The 16,929-nt window shown below is 69.3% G+C and carries 19 protein-coding genes; 9 read left to right on the top strand and 10 right to left on the bottom strand.

Annotation, left to right across the window (positions count from 1 at the left end):
* A partial coding sequence (locus IE273_RS42240; protein ID WP_189820417.1) for a helix-turn-helix domain-containing protein occupies positions 1–1,652 on the bottom strand: 1,652 nt, incomplete at its 3' end.
* Positions 1,653–1,773: 121 nt separating this feature from the next.
* Between IE273_RS42240 and IE273_RS42235 the strand changes: the two genes are divergently transcribed.
* The 4 genes from IE273_RS42235 to IE273_RS42220 all read left to right on the top strand — a co-directional run bounded on the left by IE273_RS42235 (position 1,774) and on the right by IE273_RS42220 (position 6,202).
* Positions 1,774–1,965, top strand: coding sequence for a hypothetical protein (locus IE273_RS42235; RefSeq protein WP_189820416.1), 192 nt, complete (start codon positions 1,774–1,776; stop codon positions 1,963–1,965).
* Between the two features lie 484 nt (positions 1,966–2,449).
* Entirely contained in the window at positions 2,450–4,651 is a 2,202-nt protein-coding gene (gene tap, locus IE273_RS42230; protein ID WP_189820415.1) for a telomere-associated protein Tap, read from the top strand.
* A 6-nt stretch (positions 4,652–4,657) separates the two neighbouring features.
* Positions 4,658–5,215, top strand: coding sequence for a telomere-protecting terminal protein Tpg (gene tpg / locus IE273_RS42225; RefSeq protein WP_189820414.1), 558 nt, complete (start codon positions 4,658–4,660; stop codon positions 5,213–5,215).
* 120 nt (positions 5,216–5,335) lie between these two features.
* The gene (locus IE273_RS42220; RefSeq protein ID WP_189820418.1) at positions 5,336–6,202 is read left to right on the top strand and encodes a phosphotransferase; all 867 of its coding nucleotides are present in this window, start codon (positions 5,336–5,338) and stop codon (positions 6,200–6,202) included.
* Positions 6,203–6,234: 32 nt separating this feature from the next.
* Here the strand turns inward: IE273_RS42220 and IE273_RS42215 are convergent, their stop codons facing one another.
* Positions 6,235–7,893, bottom strand: coding sequence for an IS1182 family transposase (locus tag IE273_RS42215; RefSeq protein ID WP_189820413.1), 1,659 nt, complete (start codon positions 7,891–7,893; stop codon positions 6,235–6,237).
* A 63-nt stretch (positions 7,894–7,956) separates the two neighbouring features.
* Between IE273_RS42215 and tpg (IE273_RS45510) the strand changes: the two genes are divergently transcribed.
* The 3 genes from tpg (IE273_RS45510) (at position 7,957) to IE273_RS42200 (ending at position 10,299) form a co-directional block, all read left to right on the top strand.
* On the top strand, positions 7,957–8,889 hold the full coding sequence (gene tpg, locus IE273_RS45510; RefSeq protein WP_308437089.1) for a telomere-protecting terminal protein Tpg: 933 nt from the start codon (positions 7,957–7,959) through the stop codon (positions 8,887–8,889).
* Positions 8,777–9,442 carry a hypothetical protein gene (locus tag IE273_RS42205; RefSeq protein ID WP_229888120.1) on the top strand — a complete coding sequence of 222 codons (666 nt, stop codon included), beginning with the start codon at positions 8,777–8,779 and terminating at the stop codon, positions 9,440–9,442. Before tpg (IE273_RS45510) ends, IE273_RS42205 begins: the two co-directional genes overlap by 113 nt.
* 566 nt (positions 9,443–10,008) lie before the next feature.
* Entirely contained in the window at positions 10,009–10,299 is a 291-nt protein-coding gene (locus tag IE273_RS42200; protein WP_103818033.1) for a barstar family protein, read from the top strand.
* 71 nt (positions 10,300–10,370) lie between these two features.
* On the opposite strand, the gene IE273_RS42195 is transcribed toward IE273_RS42200, so the two are convergent.
* The gene (locus tag IE273_RS42195; RefSeq protein ID WP_189820411.1) at positions 10,371–10,790 is read right to left on the bottom strand and encodes a hypothetical protein; all 420 of its coding nucleotides are present in this window, start codon (positions 10,788–10,790) and stop codon (positions 10,371–10,373) included.
* 125 nt (positions 10,791–10,915) lie between these two features.
* On the opposite strand from IE273_RS42195, the gene IE273_RS42190 reads away from it, so the two are divergent.
* On the top strand, positions 10,916–11,152 hold the full coding sequence (locus tag IE273_RS42190; protein ID WP_189820410.1) for a hypothetical protein: 237 nt from the start codon (positions 10,916–10,918) through the stop codon (positions 11,150–11,152).
* Positions 11,142–11,399, top strand: coding sequence for a hypothetical protein (locus IE273_RS42185; protein ID WP_189820409.1), 258 nt, complete (start codon positions 11,142–11,144; stop codon positions 11,397–11,399). The genes IE273_RS42190 and IE273_RS42185 overlap by 11 nt, the downstream gene beginning before the upstream one ends.
* Before the next feature lie 58 nt (positions 11,400–11,457).
* On the opposite strand, the gene IE273_RS42180 is transcribed toward IE273_RS42185, so the two are convergent.
* From IE273_RS42180 to IE273_RS42150, 7 genes are all read right to left on the bottom strand, one after another.
* Complete coding sequence (locus tag IE273_RS42180; RefSeq protein ID WP_189820408.1) at positions 11,458–12,162, bottom strand: RNA polymerase sigma factor; 705 nt, start codon at positions 12,160–12,162, stop codon at positions 11,458–11,460.
* A 628-nt stretch (positions 12,163–12,790) separates the two neighbouring features.
* Complete coding sequence (locus IE273_RS42175) at positions 12,791–13,177, bottom strand: hypothetical protein (protein WP_189820407.1); 387 nt, start codon at positions 13,175–13,177, stop codon at positions 12,791–12,793.
* Between the two features lie 37 nt (positions 13,178–13,214).
* Positions 13,215–13,655: a RapZ C-terminal domain-containing protein gene (locus IE273_RS42170; RefSeq protein ID WP_189820406.1), complete on the bottom strand. Its 441-nt coding sequence runs from the start codon at positions 13,653–13,655 to the stop codon at positions 13,215–13,217.
* Between the two features lie 42 nt (positions 13,656–13,697).
* Positions 13,698–14,045: a hypothetical protein gene (locus tag IE273_RS42165; protein ID WP_189820405.1), complete on the bottom strand. Its 348-nt coding sequence runs from the start codon at positions 14,043–14,045 to the stop codon at positions 13,698–13,700.
* Positions 14,046–14,153: 108 nt separating this feature from the next.
* The gene (gene kilB, locus IE273_RS42160) at positions 14,154–14,636 is read right to left on the bottom strand and encodes a plasmid transfer protein KilB (RefSeq protein ID WP_189820404.1); all 483 of its coding nucleotides are present in this window, start codon (positions 14,634–14,636) and stop codon (positions 14,154–14,156) included.
* Positions 14,637–14,931: 295 nt separating this feature from the next.
* Entirely contained in the window at positions 14,932–15,378 is a 447-nt protein-coding gene (locus IE273_RS42155; RefSeq protein ID WP_093780637.1) for a helix-turn-helix domain-containing protein, read from the bottom strand.
* Positions 15,375–16,079, bottom strand: a complete 705-nt coding sequence (locus tag IE273_RS42150; RefSeq protein WP_189820403.1) for a hypothetical protein — start codon at positions 16,077–16,079, stop codon at positions 15,375–15,377. Before IE273_RS42150 ends, IE273_RS42155 begins: the two co-directional genes overlap by 4 nt.
* Between the last annotated feature and the right edge of the window lie 850 nt (positions 16,080–16,929).

The following is a 16,929-nucleotide window of genomic DNA, read 5'->3' as shown; positions in this document are numbered from 1 at the left end:
CCATGGCCGGCGGCTTGGCGAAGCAGGGCTTCGGCGCCATCCCAGTCCCCGGCTTCCTCCCGCATCATCGCCAACTGACGCAAGGCATCGGTGTCGCCATGGCCAGCGGCCTGCCGGGCTAAGACTTCGGCGCCGTCCGGGTCCCCAGCCTCCGCACGCAACACCGCTAGTGAAACCAAGGCCACAGGGCTTCCATGGGCGGCGGCTTTGTGGCGCAAGTGGTGAGCCCACTGCAGTCGAAGGCGCTTCTCAGCTTCATCCGCGACGCGGTTCAGGTCATCGGGGTGAGCGAGATGGGTGAGGGCGGCATGCCAGAAGGATGCAGGTGGGCACAGGTGACGGCGGCTGGTGCGACCGTGTTGCTCGAGGTAGTCGGCGAGCCGGAACTGAGGTCCTCTCCCTGCCTCTGCACCCGTGGTGGCGGCGGAGGCAGGGGCGGGCGGGCGTCGCACGGGGCGGGGGGAGGTCTGTCGTAAGGGAGCTTGTTTGCCGTGGACAGGCTTGGCGAGTTCGGCGTATGCCTGTTCTGCCCAACCGTCGGTGAGCTGGTCGTAGTCGCTCTGGCTGAGGTAGTCAGTGGCGGCATCAGTGAGGAAGGCCTGAGGGAGGTGCAAGCCGACGCCGAGGCGGCGCGCGTCCATCGCGGCCTGCAGCACTGCCTTGGCGGCTGGGCCGGCATGCTGGTAGCGGTTGAGGAGCTCGGGAGCACCGGCCAGGTCCTGAGTGATCCGGCCGTCGGCGTGTGCACGGGTGAGGGCGTCGGCCAGCAGCCAGTCGCCATCCTCGGCGAGAGCCCTGGCCGCGGCCAGGGCCGGGGCGTCAAAGGCATCGGGTACTGCCAAGAGGTGGCCGGCGAGTAACTCTCGTACTCGACTGTGCAGATCCGGCTCGGCCGGTATGGGCAGAGCCGTGTACTGGGTGGCGTACTCGGGCCAGAGCGTACCCAGCACCAGCACGGGCCCGCGCTCCCGGCTGACCAGTAGACGGTCACCTACTGCCCGGTCGCCGAGGTAATGCTGGGCCTCGTTCAGCCACACCACCGTCCGGGGCCCAACGCGGTGCAGCTGCTCCAACGCGGCCTGCGCCCTAGTCGGGTCGAAGGGATGCCACAACCGCCACCCCTGATCGTCAAGGGGTTGGACGGCCTCCCAGCACGCCCGTGTCTTGCCTGTCGAGGAGGCGCCCACCAACACCATGATCCGACTGCGACCGGCCATGGCGTCGTCGACTGCTTTGTCCAGCACCCGGTCATGTTCGCGGCGCACATAGGCGGGCCAAGCCCGCTCTGCAGACATGTCGGAGCCTGCTGCCGTCGGGCCGGGTCCAGCCCGGTGAACCTCCAGGTCATGCGGCGCCCACTCGCCAATGGGGCGGCCCGGCCCCTCTGTCGTACTTGTGCCCGCTTGCTGCACCGCAGTGCGCTGCAACGCCAGCATTTCTGCCACTGGCAGCTGCAGTGCGCGTGACAGCGCCGCCACCGTCTCTGCGGACGGCACCGGCTTCTGAGGAGAGAGCGCCTCCGAGACGGTGGTCCGTCCCAGACCCGCCCGCCGGGCCAGCTGGGTCTGGTTCAACCGGGCCCGGGCCAGCCCGTCAGCCAGTCTCCCGCGCAGTTTGGTGAGTTGCGGGCTGTGGCCGTTCTGCTCGTCCATGTACCTTCCCCGAGGCCCCGATGTGTTCGCCGGTGTTCATTCTCGTCCCGGCGAACCCCGGCGAACACCGGTTCCATGACCTTCGACCACGTCAACGCCCCACCACTTACCGGGAGTCCTCGTGGCCGTCGTCCTTCTGACCACCGCGCTCGTGATCGTCGTCGCACTGCTGGCCGCCGCCGGCGCGGGCAAACTCGCCCGCATGGAGGGCGCCACGTACCCCACCGCACTCACCCGGGCCGCCGCCGCCTTCACAGCGGTTCTCACTCTCGCCGCGACCGTGACCGCGGCCCTGACAGCACTGTTCGCTTGAATCGCCAGACGGATGTTGTCCTACTCGTGCGGAGCAGGTACGGCCCTGCTCCCTGAAACAGGCCGGAGCGGGGGATAGGGCGTCACCAGCGCTCCAGGTGGTGGCTCCTTGAGTCGACGTCGACTTCCCCCTCGGGCGCGGCGACGTGCCCGTCGATGAAGCCGCCCTTGGTCGTGGTGCAGCAGTTCCAGCCGTAGCCGATGACGCACCACTCGCAGGCGAGGATGCCGCGCGACGACGTCCCCGGCGAGCGGGATGTTCTTGCGGCACAGGCAGCCGCTGATGCGGAACGCGACGGACACGGTGGAACTCCCAATCACCCTGCGGGTCGGACGTGCTCAGCCTGGCGGCAGGCCCGGGTCTGCGACGTCGTCATGCCGCCGCATCGGGGCTTCCGATGCGCGATTCACGTGCGATTAGATGCGCGATCCAATGCGTGACCCAATGCGTGATTGGGGTATGATGTCTATCGGAGGTGACCTCTGTGTCCACTGAGAACGAGCTGTTCAGCGCCGTCGACGCGCTGCTGGAGCAAGTCGCACAGGACGACCTGCCGCCTCCCGCAGAGCGCAAGCGTCTGCGGGAGGCGGCAGGTCTAAGTCAGGCGCAGATCGCGAAGGCGCTGGACGCCCGCCGGGAGGCGGTGGGGAACTGGGAAAGCGGGAAGACCGAGCCGCGGCCGCCGAAGCGCGCCGCATACGCCCGCCTCCTGGAGGGCCTCGCCGCCCGCTTCCCCGCCCCGACTGCTGACACGCCCGCTGGCCACCCGGCACCGGCGGTCCCGGAGGCGTTCACCGGCCCGGCCCCGGAGCCGGTCCCGGCTCCCGCGCCCGTCACTGTCCCGCCGTCCCGCCCGAAGGCGGCGGCGGCGAGCAGCACCACCCGGCCCGCTGCGTCGTCGCGGCGCCCGGGTGCGAAGAAGGCGGCGCCACAGAAGACCACGGCGGCGGCCGCCGACCCGCGCTTCGAGAACGGCCCGCTCGCGGTGATCGACTGCGAGGACGGGCAGGTGTCGGCATACTGCGTGGGCGGCTTGGTCCTGGACGTGCCCGCCAAGAGCATCCCGGCGCTCGTCGATTGGACGCTGACCGAGGCGAAGCTCGGGCAGGCCCGGCTGCACCGCAACGGGCGCGACGCCGACCCGATCCTCGTCCTCACCGTGTCCGCGCTGGAGCGTTACGGCCTGCCCGCTGCCCTGTCGCAGGAGGAGCAGCGCGCGGGACGGCTGGCGGCCGGCCACAAGGTGGTCAAGCAGATCGAGCGGGCCGGACTCCAGCTCACCCAGCGCGGATTCGGGCCGTGGGCCCGGATCTACCGGGACCCGGAGGGATCCAAGCGGCGCTGCGTCCAGATGTGCATCCTGCCCTGGAACGCGCTGGACGCCCGCGAGTGGGACAAGAGGGACGACCCGCAGCTGCCGACGATGCAACCGGCCGACCTCGCCCGCTACCTCGGCCTGTACGCGGCCCGGGTGATGACGCCGCGCGGCAGTACCGCGACGACCGGCCTGGAGCTGATGACCGCGCTGCGCCCGCCGACCCGCGCGGAGAGGGACCCGGACACCGGCGAGTTCAAGCGGGCCTTCAACGACGACGCGCTCACCCAGCTCTACCCCGTGGTGGAGTGCGAGGTCCCCGACGAGCACCCGATCCTTAAGGGCAAGTTCGCCCGGCACCACCTGCGCACCCCGGCCGAGATGCTGATGGAGGAGCCCTACGACTGGTGCCGGCCGCTGACCGATGAGGAGTGCGCCAACCCGTACCTGGTCGTGGTCGACCTCAACATGAGCTTCGCCGCCGCCGCGAACGGACTCACCGTCGGGCTGAACGGACCCACCCACCTGAGCGGCAACCCGCAGTTCGATCCGGCGCTGCCCGGCTCGTGGCTGGTCGACCTGTCCCACGTCGACCTGTCCCGCGTACAGGTGAGCGGCCGCACCGTCGACGGAGACCGGCTCCCGAGCCCGTTCACGCCGAAGGGCGAGAGGCCCGAGGGCCCGGCCTGGTACGCCACCCCGACCGTCGCCTACGCGGTGGAGCTCGGCTTCGACGTCGCACCGATCGAGGCGTACGTGCGCACCCAGACCGGCCGCTACCTGGACCCCTGGTACAAGCGGCTGCGCGACGCCTACGTGGAGACGATGGCCGACATGGGCGTCACCACCGACCTCGCCGGCCAGGAGTTCCTCGAGGCGATGGCACGGCGCAAGCAGGTCGACCCGACGATGGCGCTGCTGGAGACCGCGATCAAGGCGACGGCGAAGGGCGCCATCGGCAAGCTGCGCCAGCGCAGCCGGGGCCAGGTGCCCTACTACGAGCCCTACCCGGCGCTGAACCGGGAGACGTGGCGCCCCGACATCCGGGCGGCCGTGCTCGCGAACCAGCGCATCAGCCTGCACCGCAAGCTGATGAAGACCGCTGCGGCCGCCGACCTGTACCCGGTCGCTATCGGCACCGACGCCATCGTCTACCCCTCGCCCGGCCCGTCCCCGCTGGACGTCCTGCCGCACACGCCCGACGGCAAGCCCGCGCCGGGAACGTTCCGGCTCGGCGTCTCGCCCGGGATGGTCAAGCACCAGGGCACCCAGACCGTTCTGTGGGCGGAGCAGCAGTTCGAGGAGCACGGCGGCGTGTTCAACATCGCCAACCTCATCAAGACCGACCAGACGGCCGGGGAAGGGGAGTAACCGCCGATGGTGGAATCGATCGGAGACAGCCTGGACCGCGCGCTGGAAGGAGCGTTCACCCGCCGCATCCCGCAGAGCGCCCAGGCTCAGATGAAGTACCTGGTCAAGCAGCTCAAGGGCACCAAGGCCGCTGCTCAGGCGCTCGGGATCTCCCAGCGCACCGTGGAGCGGTACGTGTCGGGCAAGCTCAAGCGGCCCCGACGCGAGCTGCGTGACCGCATAGAGCGTGAGGTCAAGAAGCGGTGGCAGCCGCAGGTGAGGGCCAAGGCCAAGAAGCAGGCGGCTTCCACCGGCGGCCTGGTCGTCTCCACGCGCGCCCGGTTCGGGTTCACCGCGGCGCCGGGCACGACCGACGATGCCCGGATCCGTGACATCACCCAGGCTCTGCCGCCCGAGTTCGCGGACCGCCTGTTCACCGCCCGGGAGCAGGGTGCCACCGAACGGCAGCTCCAGCAGATCGCCGCCGAGGGCCTCGCCCGGATGTACTTCCGCGCCAACAACACCCGCGCCCACGGCCTGGGCGTGGAGTTCACCGACATCGAGCAGATCGAGATCGAGCTGTAGCGCAGGCTCCCGTACAAGCGCCTCGTCCCCGGCATTGCAGCGACACTGTTGGCGAATCCGGTCCGCTGAGCCGAGGCACGATAACTGTCACGTCATCTATGCCAAGATTCGAGGGTGGAGATGACCGGCGTCACGTGTGCGATCGCGGCTGCGACTTCGGTCGCTGCATCGCTCGACCTGCCAGCCAACGATGCAATCGTTCTCCACAACTCGAACAAGCTGGCACTGCGGCTGACGCCATGCGACGTCTTTGCCCGGGTCGCCCCTGTGGGACAAGAGGTTGCACAGTTCGAAGTTGAGCTCGCGCAGCGGCTCGCCGAGGTCGGATGCCCGGTGTGTCCCTTGGAGCCTCGGGCGGACCCGCGTGTGTACACGCGTGATGGCTTCGCAGTGACGCTGTGGGCCTACTACGAGCCCGTGACACCTCACACCTCACCAGTCGACTACGCCAAGGCGCTGGAGCGGCTGCACGCCGGCATGCGCAAGGTCGATGTGCCGAGCCCGAGGTTCACGGACCGGATCACGGAGGCGGAAGAAGTTGTCGCCGACCCGGATCGCTCGCCGGAGCTCGCCGACGCGGACCGCGTGTTCCTCAGCGGCAGGCTAGCAAGCTTGCGGCGAGCGATCGACGACCGCGGCGCCGTGGAGCAGTTGCTCCACGGCGAGCCGCATCCAGGCAATGTGCTCAGCACGAAGAACGGGCCGTTGTTCATCGACCTTGAGACGTGCTGCCGTGGACCCGTCGAGTTCGATCTCGCCCATGTTCCCGAGGCGGTCTGTGAGCACTACCCAAGCGTTGACCAAGGGCTGCTGGATGAGTGCCGGCAGCTCGTTATCGCGATGGTCGCCGCCTGGCGTTGGGAGCTTGGCGACCAGTTTCCGAATGGGAGGCGATTCGGAGAGGAATTCCTGCGCTTGCTGCGAGAGGGTCCTCCTTGGCCGACACTCGACACAGTGACCAGGCGACTGGATGGTCTTCGGCAGTGACAGCTATCGGGCTTCGGCTCATCCGCCGAGTTCTACGCGGCGGGCCGGAGGGCTGCCAGGTGAGATGCGCGTGTGCGGGCTCGCGGGATGTCGGTCCACCAAGCGTTGAGGCGGTGAAAGTTCATCGCTGTCGCGGTGAGCTGGTGCTGTAGCCGGGCTTTGACCAGGCCGTGATAGCGACATCGTCGCAGGCCGAAGCATCGGACGCCCTGAGAGATCGTGCCTTCGACACCGGCCCGGTGCGCGTACTGCTCTTTCCATTCGTGGGTGTCTTCCTGGGCTCGTGCCTGCTGAATCGCCTCATACTCCGCTCGTGGGCGGAGGGTGATCCGACGACCCATATCCCACTTGGTGTTGGAGCGGGTGCACTGCTCTCGGGCCTTGCACGGACGGCAGGCAGCCGTCGGGAACCGCGCTCGGACCACGGCTGTCCCCTCCTGGGAGCGGTCTTCGGCCCAACGGCTGCTGGTCGCACCGTTGGGACAGGTCACCTGCCGGTTCTCCCAGTCGATGGTGAAGTCGGCCTGTGAGAAGCCACCGTCGTCTTTGGTCTGCCAGCTGGTGGAGGCGAGGATTGGGCCCACCAGATTGACTTTGTAATCTCGCCGGGCAGTGACCACTTCCCTGGCTGTGGCGTAGCCCGCGTCGACCAGGTGCCGGTCGGGCAGGAGGTCGCGCTCGGCGAGGTGGGCGTGGATCGGGGCGACCAGCCGCACATCCTGGACAGTGGCGTCCGTCGTGGCTACGTGTGTGATCAGGTTCGGGCTGTCCGGCTCGCAGGTCTCGGTGAGGTGGACCTTGTAGCCGTCCCAGAAGATGCCGCGCTTCACGCTGCCCCGCGCGTCGGTGTCGTAGGGTGTGACCAGCCGCTCTGCGCCCGGCGGGCGGTCCTTGAGGTCCCGGCGACGGACCAGCCCGTCGTCGACGACGTACTGCTGGATCCACATCTGGCGCAGGCTTTGGACCCGGTCAAGCTGCCTCAGGGAGTCGGGGGCGCCCGGTGCGTGCAGGGCCGTGAGCAGCTTGAGCCCGTCGGCGCCGATCTGCTCGATCAGCTCCATCTTCTTGGTCTTCCCCTTGGGTAGCCGGGTGTCCTCGAATCGGATCGCGTACCGATCGAACCACTCAGGCGGAACCCATCCAGTCAGCCACTCCGGCTCGCGGGCCGCCACGCTGTTCAGCGCGGCCCGCAGGGTCTCACCAAGTCGTACCAGCCCGTTGATCTGCCGCGCGGCGGACAGCACGATCGTGGAGTCCGTACGAGCACGGCCACCTGCCTTGAGCAAGCTGTGCTTCGCGGCGGCCTCGAGGACCCGGTCCATGAGCTTGATCCCGGCGTCTCCTGCGATCAGTCGGTCCCTGAACTCGGTGAGAACCGAGTGGTCGAATCCTGGATCGGCCAGCTCCAGCCCCAGAAGGTACTTCCAGTCCAGCCGCCCGCGAACCGCGTCCGCGGCCTGTCGGTCCGACAGGCCCTCGGCGAACTGCATGACCGACACCAGCGCCAGCCGAGCCGGCGACCACGCTGGCTTCCCCCTGCTCGGATACAGCCCGACGAAGTCCGCGTCCGAGAACAGCTCGCCCAGCTCGTCACGGATCCGTATCGCCAGGCTGCCTTTCGGGAACGCGGCCCGCGCCACCCGGGCCGTCTCCTCCGGAACCCCACCGATCTTCCTGACGTGCAACGACACCGACACCCTCCCCAAACACGACGTCGGCCTCTGTCCACAGGTTCGCTCCGCTGGAGTGCTCTTATGACTGATGAGGACAAGGCACAGCAGGCGGCCCGGACGCGCGCCAAGATCATGGAGGGCCTCGCCCGTGCGGAACGGGCCCTGTTCACCAGGCCCGCGCCGAAATCCGCGCGAGCGCAGATGAAATTCCTACGCAAGCGGGAGAAGGGCTCGACCAAGAGCCTGGCGGAGCGCCTGGGCGTCTCCCGCAAGACGGTGCAGCGCTACCTCTCGGGTGCCTCCACCAAGCCGAACAAGCGCCTCCAGGCCGCTCTGGTGAAGGAGACCGAGTCGGAGTGGCAACCGCAGGTCAGGGCACAGGCGAGGCAGCGTGCGACCACCTCGGGCGGGCTCGTCATCAAGTTTCGTGCCTCCCTCGGCTTCACCGCGAACGGGTCCTCGGACGACGCCCGGATACGGGACCTCAGCATCGCCGTGTCGCCCTCCCACGCGGCCCTCATCCTGGCGGCACGGGAGGAGGGTGCGACGGACACCGACCTCCACAAGGTGGTCGCGGAGGCCATCGCGGACGCCTATTTTCCGTCAAGGCGGTGGCGGTCGCGCGAGCCTGGAGGTGGAATTCCGGGACGTGCAGTGGCTCGAAATAGAGTTTTAGCCGCACGGAATTCCACGACTGCGGTAGACCTGTCTGTGACCGCCGCGACCGATACGCGGCGACCCGATACCCCGTCCTCTTTCCCGCAACGATTGAGAGGCCCGTGTGAGCACCCCCGCTCCCCGCTCCCGCCCCCGCGTTCCGGCCCCCGGCGCGGCCGCGCCCCGCCAGCCCGTCGACCAGGCCAAGGTCGGCCGCCGCGCAGTGCGCCGCCGTGCCGCCGGGATGACCGTCACGGAGGCCGCGGCCGCGCTCGAGGACGCCCGGCTGCAACAGCACATGGACCGCGACCGCGAGGACCTGGCCGACGACGAACGCGGCCCGGCCGAAGTCGCTGAGTGGGAGCGCATCACGCAGCTGCTCGTCGCCACCGGCCGCGTCTACGACCCGGCAACCGACGCCGTCGTCCAGGACGAGCTCGCCGCCGACCGGCGAGCCGCCCAAGCCGAGCAGCAGCGCCTCCAGGAGCAGCAGCAGCTCGCCGCGCGCGCCGACGAACTCGCCGCGCACATGCGAGCCGGCCGACTCGACCGGACCGTGGAGACCCGGCCGGGAGACGAGGCCGCCCGTGACTTCCTGCTCCACCGAGGCGACTACCACCCGGTGGTCGACGGCTGGCTGGCGCAGGCCCTCGCCGACCGCTCGGGCCACTACGCCGACCCGGCCGCGCGCGTGGACGCCCTCGGCTCGCTGCCCGCGGCGGTACGGGCCCACGCCGCCCTGCTCACCGCGCTCGCCCGCACCGGCGCCCCGGCCGCCGACGGCGAGCTGGAGTTCGCCGGCCGCCTCGCCCAGGCCGACCCGGAAGCCACCGACGCGCTCGCCGCCTGGCTGGAGCGCGTCCTCGCGCCCGCCGAACTGGCGGAAGCGGGCGAGGGTGGCATGCAGTGAGCATGGAGTGCGCCGGCTGCGCCGCCTGCGGGCAGTGCACCGGCCCGCACGTCTGGCCGCCTGATCACCGAGAGCGGTCCCCCAGATTCCTAGCACCCTGTGAGGCAGCTGGGGATCTGGGGGACTGAAGCCGCCTACTGCCTGGTGGGCGTCTTCCCGGAGGGCGACCTGGGGACTGGGGGGGCGGGCCCGCTCCGATAGGTGTCACGCTTACCGAGCGTCACAATCGGAGTGTCACGTGCCCTGTCACGGCCGCCGCCGACTGCGTGACAGCAGCCGACCGAATGTCCGGAATGACCGCATTCTGGGGGTGGAGTACCCCCTGCCCTCCCCCTCCAGGGCCGTTTGCGCGTGACAGGCGCGGCAGCGTGACAGCCCCCTCTGGAGTGACGCTCTGCGCGGGTGGTCGGCTGTCCCGTCTCACCGAAGTTCGACGAGTCTCAGTGAAGTTTGATCGATGGCAGTTTGTCTCAGCGGAGTTTGACTGCCAGGGTTCGTGGCGGCGACGGCGCAAGGGCGTCGGGGGTTTCGTAGAGTCGCCTGGCTGGTCGAAGGGGTGGAGGACCATGCGCATCGCCATTGACGGGACACACATCGGAAGCCAGGCGGACCTGCACCGGTTTCTTGCCGGGCCTTTGGACTTCGGTCCGTACTACGGGCACAACCTGAACGCTCTGTGGGACCGCCTGAGCAGGGATGTCGAGCGCCCGGTCGAGATCGTTTGGGAGAACGCCGAAGCCAGTCGTGGCCGCATGGGTGACGAAGCGTTCGAGGCGATCGCATCCGTACTGGTCCGAGCTGCCAAGGAAGACGAGTCGAACGCGCCGGACGAGAGACTGACCGTGCGTTTCACCTGATGCGCAGTCCAGCGGGGACCGGTCAAACTTCGCTGCGACGCCGTCAAGGTTCGTTGAGACGGGTCATCGGCTCAGCGGATGCCCCGGATCGAGGCGTCGTGATGGCTGGGGGAGACGGGCGTGTCCACCGGGTGCAGCCAGCGCAGCGGCACGGTGAGCGAGTTGATCCGGGGGAGTTCGACCGGCTCGCCCTCGGCGTCCAGCAGTATCCCGGAGACCTGGTAGCGGCCCCCGGGCGGGAGACCGGCCTCCTGCGCCTGGTCCTCGGTGAGCTCCACCGTGACCCGAGCGCTCGCCCCCATCACCAGGCTCTGCGCGGTCCGGGCGGCGGTGTCCACGTCGACCACGGTCAGCGGGAAGTACGAGCCGCGCAGCCAGCTCAGCGGCAACCAGGAGTCACCCATCGTCTCCGGCCGGTACCGCCGCCACGGAAGCGCGAAGGGCACCTCGCAGCGGTACGTCTCACCCACCCGGACGTCCTTGGTGCGCATGCCTCCAGGGTGCTCCCCGCCGGGCGCCGCCGCCCACCGCCGTGTTTCGTCCATACCGTCCCGGAGCGCCCCGCCCCGGCGCTACCGTGAGGACACCCGCCAGCAACCCCGTCCAGGAGTCCCGGATGAGCCAGCAGCCGGCCCCCGCGCCCGTACCCGACCGCCAGCCCCTCGATGAGAACGCCGCCGCGTCGGTGCGCGCGTACGCGGCCGACCAGCGCGCCCGGGTCGACGTCCTCGCCTCGGTGCTGGAGGACATCGCGGAGAACGGCTACCCGGCCGCGGAGTCCGGTGTGCTGTGGGAGGAAGCCCGCGACGCCCACCTGGAGCGCCTCGCCGGCGAGCAGCCCCGTGTCGCCTGAGCACGCACCGCGCCGCTCCCAAGTCGTCCTGGTGGAGCCCGCGCTGAGCCAGCTGGAGAAGCTCACGGCGGCCGAGACACACCGCTTGGACCGCGCGATCGTCGCGATCAGCGTCAACCCCGAGCTGGGCACCCCGGTGCCCGACACCCTGCTGCGGGACTACGCGGACGACGTCGACGGGGTCCGGGTGATCTACTACGTGACCGCCCTTCGGCAGATCACTATCGTGGCGTACGTCGAAGCCTGATCAAGGCGCACTTCCCCGAACGGTACGGGCGGCAGTAGCCGCGCACCATGCGACGGCCCTAACTCCACCACTCCCAGATCCTGGGGGACTCCGAAAAGACCATGAGGACCGGCAGGATGTGACGGATAAGGTCCAGGACCATCCGGATGATCCCGAAGGCCTCCCGCAGGCCCCGGAGTCCGCGCGAGACGCTGACCGTCACCGCGCCTTTCGAGACTCCGGCGCCGGAGGCGACTTCCTGGGCAGTCTTGCCGAGGCCCTTGTGCTCGTAGAGGTACCGGCGGGTCTTCTCCGGGAGCTTGGCGAACTCCTCCTCCAGCGTGAGCAGGTCCTCGACATCCTCCATGGGATCCGTCGTCTCCTCGGGCGGCTCCTCCAGGGCGAGGGGTTCCTTCTCCAGAGGGGACCTGCGGGCTGCCAGACGGCAGGCAATGGCGTACATGACCCGTTCGGGAACGCGGTGCTTGCGCCGGTCGCGCCACAGCAGCTCGACAGTCTCACCCACCACGTCTTCGGCTGCCACCCTCCGCCGGTCGTACGGGAGGTATCGCAGACGCCGGAACACGTAATGGGTCAGCCGCTGGCTGTAGAGCAGGTGGAACCGCTCGAACTCGGCCCGGTGCACCCAACAACGAGAGCACCAGCGGTCCGCTTCGGCGTACAGGCCGGTCGGCGACTCGGTGCCCGCAGGGAATACCACCGCCCGACGAACGGACTCCTCACAGCAGCCCAGGCAGTCCGGCATCGACTGGTACCCGTTCACGTACTCCCCCTTGGAGCGCGGGGGCTGGCCCCTTGTGGCCAGCCCGTCACCATGCTCGTGCACTCCGAGCCCCAAATGGACGACAACGAGTTGCCCCGAATTTCGCAGCAGGGCGACCGGAGGTCGCTGCCCTCACACGACACGTCGGTGCGGAGGCAGCACCACGCCGGCGCGGTCACCGCAGCAGCCGCTTCATCCCCTCGATGAGGAAGGCCGCCACCACGGCGGCGAGCATGGCGTTCGGCAGTTCCTCGACTTGGTCGACGACGTACGCGAGCACGGTGTGCATCTGGATCACCCTTCGGGGTCTGTACCTTCGCCCCTTGGTGATCCGAGTACGGCCCTAGACAGGGTCCGCGTGCAACGATGGGGCACAACCCCTTCAGTGTCCTCCGGAACGCGCTCCGGCTGATAATCCGGCCCCTCCGGGGTCGCCCAGCTCATCCCGCCGACGGTGCTGAGCAGCAGATGCAGCAGCGCCCCGGACCCGTCGCGGTCCGGGGCGCTGCTGCATCTGCTGCACGGCCGGCGGCCGGGCGGCACACGGGTGCTGCTCGTGCAGCAGGGCTGGCGCTGCACGGCAGCGGCACCATGCAGCGACCGGCCGCCGGGGTCTGCTGCACGGCGGTCAGTCGCCGTCGGTGGCCCACTTCTCCATCTCGCTCGGGTCCTTCTTGAGCAGGGTGTCGCGGCGGGACTGCGCGGTGGCCCGGGCGACGCCCATGGCGCTCGCCAGCGCACCGTACGAGCCGCCCTGCGCGGCGTGCTGACGCACGGCGGCGTCCCGGATGCCCTCGAGTCGGTTCATCAGGCCGTTGGACATCAGGATGGTGTTTGCGAGGTCGTCGGTGCTCGCCCCGCCGGCGCGCAGCTGCGCGAGGCCGTGCAGGACGGCACCGAGCCGCATGGCGAGCTGCCCGACGTCGTCGCCCAGCACCTGGGCGTCGGCGGCGGACAGCGGGATCGTGAGGTCAGGGACGGGGGCGGGGTCGGTGTGCTCGGGCTCGGTGGTCACCGGGCTTCTCCTCCTGGTGGTGCGGGGCGGGGGGTGCTCAGCGCTCGACGACGTCCTTGTCGAGGTCGCGGTGGTGGAGGTCGACGGCCAGGCCGCGCTCCTTGTACCGCTCGGCCAGGTCGGCGACCCGATACGCGGCGGCTGTCTCGGTGTCGCCGGACAGGATGGCGGCGAGCGCGTCGGCCACCGTCGCAGAACGATGACGGCCGCCCGTGCACCCGAGCGCCACGGTCAGCGGCTCGTCCTGGCGCGGCCCGGCGAGGTAGGCGTCCACGGTGGCGGCGATGGCGCGCACCAGCGCCAGCACGCCGTCGGTGGCCATCACCGCCTCACGCACGGGGGCGTCACGGGCGGTGAGGTAGCGCAGCTCCGGGCGCAGGTGCGGGTCGCGGAACTGGTGGCGCAGGTCGTAGCAGGCGCGGGCGTCCGGCTGCGAGCCGTGCAGGTAGCCGAACGACGTGATGGCCACGGCGGGCATCTGGGGTCCTCTCAGGGGCGGTGACGGGTGCGGGCGGGATCTCTACAGCCACTCGAAGGCGCGCCGGACGTCGCCTGCGGCCCCGGCGAGGTTGTCGGCGTGCAGCCGCACGCCGAAGTCGTACGGGTCGTCGGCCGCGTCCATGACGCGCTCGGAGGCGGCGTCGAAGACGCCGGCGAACGCTTCGTGGACACCGGCGGCCTTGAGGGCCTGGACGATGTCGTCCTGGTCGGCGCCGCCGCGCCGGACGGCGTCGGCGAGCAGGTTGAGCGCGGCGGCCGCGGCCGGGGCGAGCACGGCCAGGTCCTCGCCGCCGGTGGTGCCGGCGGTCCGTTCGGCCGCCGTCTCCACGCTGGTGATCCGGGCGAGGGCCTTCGACTGCTGCTCCATGAGAACTCCGAATCATGCGCGGTGGGGAGGTATTGGTGGTGGGGCGTACTGGCCGGAGAGCGATGACATTCCGGGGCCGGCCGCCCGGCGAGCACAGCGGTGGAGCGGTCAGGCGTGCTGGGCGAGGTAGCGGGCGGCGGTGTCCACGAACTGGTCGTGGGCGACCATCGCGGCCTCCCGCGCGACGGTGAGTTCCTCGTTGCTGCCGAAGCTGTCCCGGATCGCGTAGGTGAGCGTGATCATGTGGTCGGCGGCGGCCCGCACGGTCGCGTCCGTGATCAGGACGCGCATCGCGACCAGCGGGCGGGTGACCTGGGAGCGGGTCTGGTGGCTCTCGCTGCGCAGGGCCTGGATCCGCTCGGCGTCGGCGCCCTTGAGGATCGCGTCGCCGCGCATCCACATCGTCCGGCGGTGGTCGCTGGCGGCGCAGGCCAGCGCGGTGACGGCCTCCAGGCGGTCCCGCCGGATCGTCTCGCCGTGGCTGATGCGGACGCTGCGTTCGGCGGCCCGTTCCTGGAACCGCCCGGAGACGATCGAGCCGAGCAGCGTGCCGACGATGGCGAGGGCGGCGGTGACCAGGGTGACTAACACGGCAGAACCTCCTAGGTGTATGAACTTCAATACACTGTATGGAACTTCATACACCTAGGGAAGGGGGCCGCTCATGATTCTTTACGCCCCCGGCTGACCTGCACGCTTCCCGCCCGCGGGAGCGTACGGATCTGACACACGACACCGCACACGAGGCACAGCGCGCGGGTTGTCCCTGCGCGAGGGAACCTTTGTCCACGCTGGCAGGGATCTTTGGTGTCGGCGCCGACACCAGACACACGAACGGCGCCGCACCGTCAGGTGCAGCGCCGTAGTACCGGCCTGGCCGGGTGTGTCAGGAGACGGCTTTGAGGTTCTGGCGGCGTTTGGCGTCTTCTCGACGGCGGCGCTTTTCGGCGAGCTGGTCCTGGTAGGCGGTGACGGCCCTGCGGTAGCGGTCGACGAAGTCGGTGGAGTTGAGGCGCTCGTTCTTCGGCATCGCCTTGACGGCCGCGATGGCGTCCTCGGGGGAGGCGTAGGCCGCGAGCATGGGGTTGAGCTGGTAGACGCCGGCGCGCTGCTTCTTCACCAGCTGCGCCAGGTCCAGGTCGCGCAGGGCCGCGTTGACGGCTGTCCGGCTCAGGTTGAGCATCTGGGCGATAGTGCCCTGATCGATCTCGATGCGCCCGCCGGGCTCGCTGTGGGCGCGCAGCTTCAGCAACACGCGGTAGGCCGCGGGCAGCAGGTCGAGATCGGCGACGATGCCTTCCGCGTTGACCGCGGCGAAATGCAGACCGCTCACTGTTCGGCCCCCTTCTTCTTCAGCTGCGCCCGCTCCTGGCGCCGGCGAGCTCGCTCGTCTGCCCGTTCCTTACGCAGCCGCTCGATCTCCTGCCTCATCTTCTCCAGTGAAGGGAAGCGCACCAACTCAGGCAGGCTCTGGTCCGCGCGGATCTGCTTGAGGGTGACGTGCTGGTCGACCTTGATGTACTCGGGCTCCATCGTCTCGGTGCCCGGGATGAACTCGGCTACGCGGTAGCTGTAGGGCGGGTTGAACTGGTAGACCCCGCGCTTCACCCGGAAGACGATGCCGTGCGACATGATCTCGCCCAGGGCCTCGTTCACCTTGGTACGCGCCACGTCCAAGACGGTCGCCATCTCGTCCTGCGTCAGGGGGATCCGCCCGCCGGCCTTCTGGCAGGCGATCATCAGCAGGATCAGCCGCAGTGGCAACGCCTCACGGAAGAACTGCGCGATGACCAGGAAAAACTCCAGGCTGTCCATGGAGAACGCGTTCGGCTGCTCCGGCGTCCCGTAAAACTCCATGGGCTTGCGCTGCTCGCCCAGCGAGAGCTTCCGGCCCGGGTACTGCCGTGCGACGTCGTCCAGGTCCTTGACGGGCCGTAGCGGCCGGTCCCAGGCGTCGGCGGGATCGTCCAGCGGCAGCTTCGGCTGCGGCGCCTCCTTGGCGCTCGGACGGCGGCGCTGCGGCTCAGTCGGCACGAAGCTGCTCCCACGTTGTTGATCTCCGGACGCGCAGCAGTATGTCAGCTCTGCTTGAAACCGATGTCGCTCCGACACGACATGCCGCGCAAGTTGTGTCCCCTCAGGGGGGACAGATCTCCCCCCTGCCCGTCCGGCGGTCGGCCCATCCGACACATCCGCCCCCAGATGTCGTCTCTGCTTGACACGGGCGCTCGGATCGTGTCGCCTCTAGTTGACATTGAATGGTCGATGTGCCCCCTCAGGCGGGACAGATCAATCGCGATATGTCCCATCAGCCGGTGCACATCGCGCAATCTGCACCGCGCTGACCTGCGGGTTCTTGGTCTCGGTATGTATCAAGTGGTTGAGGTCTCCCCGCAGGCGCCGGCCGGGCCCGCCGTGGCTGAGGCGGCTTCGCGTGCGGGCCCGTGGGCCCGCGCAGACCGTAGGCGGCACCAGCGGCTCTGAGTCTTGTGGTACCGGCCGTGACGGACAAGCAGCAGCAAGGGCATGGCCAGCGCCTGCGGGGGTTCCGCCGCCCGGCCCGGGGGGCCGTTCGGCTCCGGTACCTCCGCACGCCGAATTTCGAGTTTCCCATTTCTGAGGTCCCGTTCTGTGGTTAAGGTCGGTCCAGCGAAGGTGAATTTGGCAGCCTCTATCTGTGCTGGCTTTCGGTGGACGTCGAATTCGAATTCGCAGGCGTTTTCTGCTGGCAGCGGTGCGCCCTACTGATTCCAGACTCTATCTAGATCTTTAAAGTGATGCACATCAACCGGTTCCGATCACCCGATGGGGGTAAGTCCACCCCAACGGTTCGGCCTCTCACTCTCCCGACAACCCGTCACCCCTCCCTCTCCTTGCTGCCGCT

Source organism: Streptomyces olivaceoviridis (genome assembly GCF_014650115.1).
GTDB classification, from domain to species: Bacteria; Actinomycetota; Actinomycetes; order Streptomycetales; family Streptomycetaceae; genus Streptomyces; species Streptomyces olivaceoviridis.
The sequence above is the reverse complement of the archived record's forward strand: the minus strand, read 5'-3'. Positions and strand labels throughout refer to the sequence as shown.

Bases quoted from the DNA above. Each gene is read 5' to 3' on its own strand.
- IE273_RS42165 (WP_189820405.1), bottom strand. From the start codon at position 14,045: ATGGAGCAGCAGTCGAAGGCCCTCGCCCGGATCACCAGCGTGGAGACG.
- IE273_RS42170 (WP_189820406.1), bottom strand. From the start codon at position 13,655: ATGCCCGCCGTGGCCATCACGTCGTTCGGCTACCTGCACGGCTCGCAG.
- tpg (WP_308437089.1), top strand. From the start codon at position 7,957: ATGACTGATGAGGACAAGGCACAGCAGGCGGCCCGGACGCGCGCCAAG.
- IE273_RS42220 (WP_189820418.1), top strand. From the start codon at position 5,336: ATGACCGGCGTCACGTGTGCGATCGCGGCTGCGACTTCGGTCGCTGCA.
- IE273_RS42200 (WP_103818033.1), top strand. From the start codon at position 10,009: ATGCGCATCGCCATTGACGGGACACACATCGGAAGCCAGGCGGACCTG.
- IE273_RS42205 (WP_229888120.1), top strand. From the start codon at position 8,777: ATGACCGTCACGGAGGCCGCGGCCGCGCTCGAGGACGCCCGGCTGCAA.
- IE273_RS42190 (WP_189820410.1), top strand. From the start codon at position 10,916: ATGAGCCAGCAGCCGGCCCCCGCGCCCGTACCCGACCGCCAGCCCCTC.
- tpg (WP_189820414.1), top strand. From the start codon at position 4,658: ATGGTGGAATCGATCGGAGACAGCCTGGACCGCGCGCTGGAAGGAGCG.
- IE273_RS42195 (WP_189820411.1), bottom strand. From the start codon at position 10,790: ATGCGCACCAAGGACGTCCGGGTGGGTGAGACGTACCGCTGCGAGGTG.